6 protein-coding genes are annotated in these 7,169 nt (G+C 38.2%); all 6 read left to right on the forward strand.

The annotated features are described in order from the left end of the window. On the forward strand, positions 1 to 266 hold a 266-nt coding region (locus tag HE1_RS02585), incomplete at its 5' end, for an integrase core domain-containing protein (RefSeq protein WP_035544387.1). Positions 267 to 424: 158 nt separating this feature from the next. Further along, positions 425 to 1,861: a ribonucleotide reductase barrel domain-containing protein gene (locus HE1_RS02590; RefSeq protein WP_162480226.1), complete on the forward strand. Its 1,437-nt coding sequence runs from the start codon at positions 425 to 427 to the stop codon at positions 1,859 to 1,861. Continuing rightward, positions 1,795 to 2,328 (forward strand): ribonucleotide reductase barrel domain-containing protein, encoded by a 534-nt coding sequence (locus HE1_RS08105; RefSeq protein ID WP_242837180.1) that lies wholly within the window; start codon positions 1,795 to 1,797, stop codon positions 2,326 to 2,328. Before HE1_RS02590 ends, HE1_RS08105 begins: the two co-directional genes overlap by 67 nt. Further along, complete coding sequence (locus HE1_RS02595; protein WP_006298985.1) at positions 2,303 to 3,427, forward strand: ribonucleotide-diphosphate reductase subunit beta; 1,125 nt, start codon at positions 2,303 to 2,305, stop codon at positions 3,425 to 3,427. Before HE1_RS08105 ends, HE1_RS02595 begins: the two co-directional genes overlap by 26 nt. Before the next feature lie 225 nt (positions 3,428 to 3,652). Continuing rightward, entirely contained in the window at positions 3,653 to 4,315 is a 663-nt protein-coding gene (locus tag HE1_RS10310) for a class I tRNA ligase family protein (RefSeq protein ID WP_162480230.1), read from the forward strand. A 17-nt stretch (positions 4,316 to 4,332) separates the two neighbouring features. Continuing rightward, entirely contained in the window at positions 4,333 to 6,288 is a 1,956-nt protein-coding gene (locus tag HE1_RS02605) for a class I tRNA ligase family protein (RefSeq protein ID WP_052567254.1), read from the forward strand. Positions 6,289 to 7,169: the final 881 nt, after the last annotated feature.

Raw genomic sequence — 7,169 nt, forward strand, 5'->3', positions numbered from 1 at the left:
TTAAGATAAAGTATCCACAGAATAATGGGCAAGTAGAGCGAATGAATAGAAATCTAAAAGAAGCAACAGTTAATAGCTTTCATTATGCTTCTCATGATGAGCTAAAACAGCATGTGCGTGCTTATCTTATGGCTTACAACTTTGCTAAACGACTAAAAGGTATCAAAGGAAAAACTCCTTGGCAATTTATTCTAAATCAGTGGACGATTCATCTTGAATATTTTATACCTAATCCTAACCATTTTTTACTGGGACTAAACAACTAGATTAAATGGACTTACCCTTTTCGAGTATACTAACCAAATTCTAGGGGCCTAACACAGTCTCATACATATTGAACTCATACAATTTAATTTGAGCTCTATGTTTCGTAAACGGAATATGATAAAATCCTTAAGTTGAGTTTTGGACAGATGCTGATCCAATGACATTTCATGTAAAAACTAGTAAGCCTTCTTTTCATCGTACTGCAAACTATTCTTTTTTACACAACGGTTTTTTGAATCTTGATGCTGAAAAAGATCATTTATTAACCGAATTTGGAAAAACCACCATGGAAAACCAGTACCTGTATGGGGGCGAATCCTATCAGGAAATGTTTGAGCGTGTTTCAAGTTCTTTTTCGGATAATAATTCTCACGCGCAGCGCATGTACGATTATATTTCTTCTCTTTGGTTTATGCCAGCAACACCTGTTTTGGGCAATGCGGGACTTGCCGAGTTAAACAAAAAAAATCGTCCAGAGTCTGCTTCTTTGCACCTTCCTATCTCTTGTTACTTAAATGAAGCACAAGATGCGTTAGATTCTGTAGCAGGGCTTTTAATAGAAAACATGTTTTTAGGTGCCGGTGGAGGGGGAATTGGGAGTTATTTTGGAAATTTGCGTCCAGCAGGAAGGGTGGGGGCCAAAGAGGCTGCCGGAGTTATTCCCTTTGCAAAGATAGTTGAGTCGATTACTCAATGCGTTTCTCAAGGGACGCGAAGGGGGGCTGCTGCCATTTTTTTGCCGATTTCCCATCCTGAAATTGTGGATTTTATCCAGTTTCGTCGCCCTTCTGGAGGAGATCCTCAACGCAAAGTTCTTCACCTAAACCACGGAGTTGTGATTTCAGATGCGTTTATGGATGCGGTTCAGTATGGTAAGCCTTGGGATCTTATAAACCCTCATGACCAGAGTGTTACAGAAACGGTGGATGCTAGAGAACTTTGGATTCAATTACTTACTATTCGTCTGGAAACTGGTGAACCTTATTTGATATTTATAGATCATGTTAATGCGTCTATTCCCTGCTATCAAAAAGAGCTAGGGCTGGAAATTAAAAGTTCAAATTTGTGTACAGAAATTTTTTTGCCTACCGGGTTAGATCACCATAAGACCAATCGTACGGCAGTATGCTGTTTGGGGTCTTTGAATTTAGTCAAATTTCTGGAATGGAAGGACCATACCTCTTTCATCGAAGATTGTTTGCGTTTTTTGGATAATGTGTTGGAAGATTTTGTTTGTAAAGCTCCTGATTCCTTTAAAAATGCGGTTTATTCTGTTAAGCGGGGAAGGGCAGTGGGGCTTGGAGTGATGGGATGGCATTCTTTTCTTCAATCTTTAGGGATTCCGATGCATGGACTGCTAGCACGCACATGGAATAAGTATATTTTTCTCATATTCATCAATCTGCTAGGGCTGTTTCAAAAATTTTGGCTCAAGAGCGTGGGCCTTGCAAAGATGCTGAAGAAAAAAACGTTATGGAGCGATTTTCTTATGCGACTGCCATTGCGCCGACAGCATCTATTTCTATTTTGTGCGGGGGGGCTTCTCCTGGAATTGAGCCGATTGTGGCCAATGCTTATACGCATAAAACGATGAGTGGATTGTTTTTCATCAAAAATCAATATCTCGTAGAGCTTTTAGAAAAAAAGGGAGCAGACACCCAAGAAGTCTGGGAATCCATTTTGGAAAATGACGGATCTGTTCAGCATTTAGATATTTTATCTCAAGAAGAAAAAGCTGTGTTTTTAACTGCTTACGAAATAGATCCTCAGCACCTTATTCAACTAGCAGGAGAGCGAACTCCATACGTTGATCAAGGGCAATCTCTCAATTTGTTTTTTCCCCCCAACGTGTCTAAGAATGATTTGCATGATGCGCATTGGAATGCTTGGAAACAAGGAGTAAAAAGCTTGTATTATTTGCGCTCTAGGTCTTTAAAATCAGGTGAAACCAACCATGATGCTAAACAGGCACAACAAGTTTTTTCATCAATGGTAGATAAATATTATTCCGATAGCGGGATGTTAAAGCTAGAATATGAAAACTGCTTGGTGTGTCAATAGTGAGGAAAAAATGGTCAATATTCAAACAGAGAATTCTATGGGGTCTAATTGGGTTTCAGAGCACTCTAGCATTGAGGACAGTCGGTCTTTTTTGTTTCGCGAAAATCCAGTCTACAAACCATTTCGGTATGGGTTTGCTTATGAGGCATGGGAAACTCAGCAACGTATGCATTGGCTTCCAGAAGAAGTTCCTATCCATAGTGATGTTCGTGACTGGAAGAGCGTGTTAACAGATCAGGAGCGCAATCTTCTGACTAACATTTTTCGGTTTTTTACTCAATCTGATATTGAAGTTGGGGGGTGCTATACCAGTTATTATCTTCAGATTTTTCAACCCACTGAGGTGAAAATGATGCTTGTTTCTTTTGCTAACATGGAAACAGTTCATATTGCTGCTTATGCGTATCTTTTGGACAGTCTTGGGATTCCAGAGATAGAATATGAGGCATTTTTTCAGTACAAGGAAATGAAAAACAAGTGGGATTATATGAAGCGGTTTAAAAACAAGGCCACACTGAAAGACTTGCTTATTACGTTGGTTGTTTATGCTGCTTTTGTTGAAGGGTTGCAGTTGTTTGCTTCGTTTTCTATGCTGTTGAATTTTCCTCGATTTAATAAAATGAAGGGAATGGGACAGATTGTTACTTGGTCTGTTCGAGATGAGACACTGCATGTGCATTCTTTGCTTAAGTTGTTTTATTCTATTTTGCAAGAACATCCAGGGATTTGGACTGATTCTGTAAAAGCAGAAGTAGAGCTTATCGGAAGAACTATGGTTTCTCATGAAGAAGCGTTCATTGATCTTGCATTTGAACAGGGGCCAGTTGAAGGATTGACTCCAGAAATGGTTAAAGGGTACATACATTATATTGCAGATCGTAGATTTGAACAGCTGCTTATGAATCCAGTGTATCATGTAAAGAAAAATCCTTTAGAGTGGATTGATCCTTTGCTTAGCGGAATTGAGTACACGAATTTTTTTGAAAATCGTGCCACCGAGTACGCAAAAAGTGCAACTCAAGGAACTTGGGAAGAAGTATTTGCAAGGTTAGATCGAGACAATGCCAATCAAAACGTTAATCAAAAGATTCAGGGATAATCATTTAAAAAATTAAGTATTAAGTGATTTTGTACACATTTTTTGATGTAAAGTTGCTTGGAAAAATACCAGAAATTCTAAAATTCTAAATCGTGATAAAGGGGGAGTTTTTTTGAAAATTCCTGCTTTTTCACGAAATGGAAGGGGTGTCTTATTTTTTTCTGTCTTTTTAAAAAAAATTTTGCTACCCTTGTTTTGTTGTTTTTTTAATAAGGCAAACATAAAGTGGATACCTCTTGTCGATTCCATAAAATGGAAAAAAGTGAACATTTAAAGCAGCGTTGGTGGGAATATTTTCGTTACGATCAAGAAGATAAGGTAAAAGAAACGTACACGATTATTATGCCTCCCCCTAACGTTACAGGGTCGTTGCATTTGGGGCATGCTTTATCTTCTACTCAGCAAGATATTTTGATACGCTTCCATAAAGCTTTAGGAAAGAATGTATTGTGGCTTCCTGGTACGGATCATGCTGGGATTGCGACTCAAATGATGGTGGAAAGAGCCTTAGAAAAAGAAGGAAAAAACAGAAAAGCTTTGGGACGAGAGGTATTCTTGCATCATATGTGGCAATGGAAAGAAGAACATGAAGGGAATATTTTAGACCAAATGAAACGTATGGGGTTTGCAGCAGATTGGGGGCGATTAACCTTTACTTTAGACGAAGGAGTATCTTATGCAACCCGAGAAGCGTTTATCCGTCTTTACAAAAAAGGAAAAATATATAAAGCAAAGCGTTTAGTCAGTTGGGATCCGGTATTACGCACTGCTCTTTCCGATTTGGAAGTGGAAAACATTCAAGAAGCAGGAACGCTTTGGACACTTTCCTATGATATAGAAGGGGGGGGGAAATTCATGTTGCAACCACAAGACCAGAAACCTTATTAGGGGATACAGGGATTGCAGTGCATCCTGAAGATACAAGATATAAGGAATATATCGGGAAAAAGGCTTATGTTCCCATAGTTTATCGTTGGGTTCCCATTGTTGCAGATGAAGCTGTAGATGTTGAAAAGGGCACTGGAGCTGTTAAAATTACGCCGGCTCATGATTTTTTGGATTTTTCTATTGCCCAGCGGCACAATTTGCCTTGCATAGATATATTTGATGAAGAGGGGCGTTTAAACGATACTGTTCCCAAAGAGTTTTGCACTCTAGATTCTTTGGAGGCTCGGAACTTGATTTTAGAAAAATTAGGAAAAAAAGTAATCAGCTGGTCGTCGATACAGCACAGCGTTCCTTATAGTCAACGTTCTGGGGCAGTTATTCAGCCTCGTTTAACAGAACAGTGGTTTTTGGATACTGCTCAGATGGCAAAATGTGCTTTGGATATTGTAAAAAATGGGGAATGTCAGTTTTTTCCAAAAGAGTGGGAAAGAACTTATGAGGAATGGTTAAAAAACATTCAACCTTGGTGTATTTCTCGTCAGCTTTGGTGGGGACATCAAATTCCTGCGTGGTACGATGAAAAGGGGAGTATTTTTGTAGCGCATACCAAAGAAGAAGCAGAGCTTTTGGCAAAGACTCAAGGCAGCTCTGGAGCACTAAAACAAGAAGAAGACGTATTAGATACGTGGTTTTCTTCTGGAATTTGGCCTTTTTCCACACTAGGATGGCCAGAAAAGGATTCTCCTTTATTTACCGCGTGTTACCCCACAAACGTTCTTGTAACGGGATTTGATATTATTTTCTTTTGGGTGGCAAGAATGATGATGTTAGGACTTGAATTAACTAAGGCTCCTCCCTTTAAGCATATCAGCATTCATCCTTTGGTATGTGATGAAAAGGGGAAAAAGATGTCAAAAACCAAGGGAAACGTGATTAATCCTATGGAATTGGCCAATCAGTATGGGGTGGACGCATTGCGGTTTGCTTTAACATTGGTGTCCACGCCGTCTTCTTATACAGCTTTTGGGGTAAAGCATGTTGAGCAAGCTAGAAATTTTATTACTAAGTTAAAAAATGTAGGGCGTTTTATGGAATTAAATCGTATTCATGGGCGATTTGATTTACCAGAAAAAATTTCTCAAGATATGAATCGTTGGGTAATCATACGCATAACGGATCTGGGGGAGCGCGTAAAAAAATCTCTTCATTCTTATAGTTTTCATGAAGCCGCTTCTTTGATTTACACGAACATTTGGGCAGTTGTGTGCGATTGGTATATTGAATGGGCCAAAGACACACTAAAGCACGCAAGCAAGGAAGATATTCAAGAAGTTCATCATGTCATGGGGTGGGGGATAAACACAATGTTGATAATTTTACACCCCTTTATTCCTTTTACTTCTCAAACATTGTGGGAAATAATAAACCCGACAGAAGCAAGTGGCGCTTGGCAACAAGATTGGCCAACTTTACAAGAATTTCAGTTTTGTTCTCCTCCGGTTGAGTGTATTCAAGAGATTATAACGACTATTCGCCGTTTAAGAGCAGAATTTAAAATTTCATTTATTTGTCCCATAGAGCTGCACATCTATACAGGGGGGGATAGGGAAATTTTGACTCATCACAAAAATTTTATAGAACGAATAACGCATACTGTGTGTAAAATTTTTGATGGTCATCCTCCCTGTTCCAGTAAGGGGCTAAGCGTGCATTTAGGTGAAGTAACGGTAATTTTTTTACTTCAACATTTATTGGATATAGAAAAAGAGTTAGAGCGTCTTGAAAAGAATTATTTAAAAATAAAAACTCAGCTTGACGAGTGGGAAAATCGTCTTTCTTGTCAAGAGTTTTGCACAAAAGCTTTGCCGAATGTTGTTCATTCTCTTGAAGAGAGATGTAAACAAAATAAAATAATACTTAATCGCATAGAGCAAGATCTTTTGATGCTAAAAGCTGTAGATAACTCTTTATAAATCTTTATAGAAAAAACGACAGACAGGCTGAACGATACCAGTGAAAACAATGGTATGTGAAAAAGTTAAGGTTATTTTGTCGTTTTTTTGTTTTGTTGTGATAAGTGGTGCTGGTTTTTAACTTTGTTGATAATTTTAGGTTCAGCAACTCATTTCCTTTTTTTGAGTTCTATAAGTTTAAACAGCATAAAGTATAGAGTTTTTAGCGAAAGTTTAAAAAAATCCATTTAGGTGAGAAAGCGAAAAAAACTCATAGATCAACAGCGTTTTTTAGAAAAAAGTTTCACTCATTATACTTCTTCGTAAACTATCATTTAGCTAACTCCATAGGTATAAACAGTTGAAATAAGATTAACTTTACGTTTAATTATGAATCGGCTACAATAATCATCTACGGCTAAATCTACATAAAATGAATATAGGTATCGTGGAAGAGAGTTTCTATACTTCATCCAAGAGGAGTGTGCTGAAGTGCCTTTTCCTGTACTCATTTTGTGTTCGATGGGATTGATGTCTGGTGAATAAGGCAAAAAAATAGAGAAGAGTGTGTCCTGAAGCTTTCAAGGCCCATAGCATGTCTTGGTTTTCGGGAAAAGTTGCATTGTCCATGACCCACACTGCTTTTCAGGAAGTTTGGGGATTAAATCTTGCAGCATCCACGCGTTGAACCCCAAGATATTTACAGTTGTTTCAAACAGACTCCCATTCAAAAGAACGCCGTCCAAAAGTGCACGAATGACATTCGGTCGCCCCCATAGCCCATAAGTGTTGAAAGTGGTTGAGATAGATATTATGAGTATAAAGTTTTAATTTTATAATGATGTATTGATATATGGTTAGAGAGACTAGGAAAACTTTACGATGTCAATAGATATAATAAT

The sequence above is a fragment of the Holospora elegans E1 genome, from assembly GCF_000648275.1.
GTDB lineage: Bacteria > Pseudomonadota > Alphaproteobacteria > Holosporales > Holosporaceae > Holospora > Holospora undulata_A.

Bases quoted from the DNA above. Each gene is read 5' to 3' on its own strand.
- HE1_RS02595 (WP_006298985.1), top strand. From the start codon at position 2,303: ATGAAAACTGCTTGGTGTGTCAATAGTGAGGAAAAAATGGTCAATATT.
- HE1_RS02590 (WP_162480226.1), top strand. From the start codon at position 425: ATGACATTTCATGTAAAAACTAGTAAGCCTTCTTTTCATCGTACTGCA.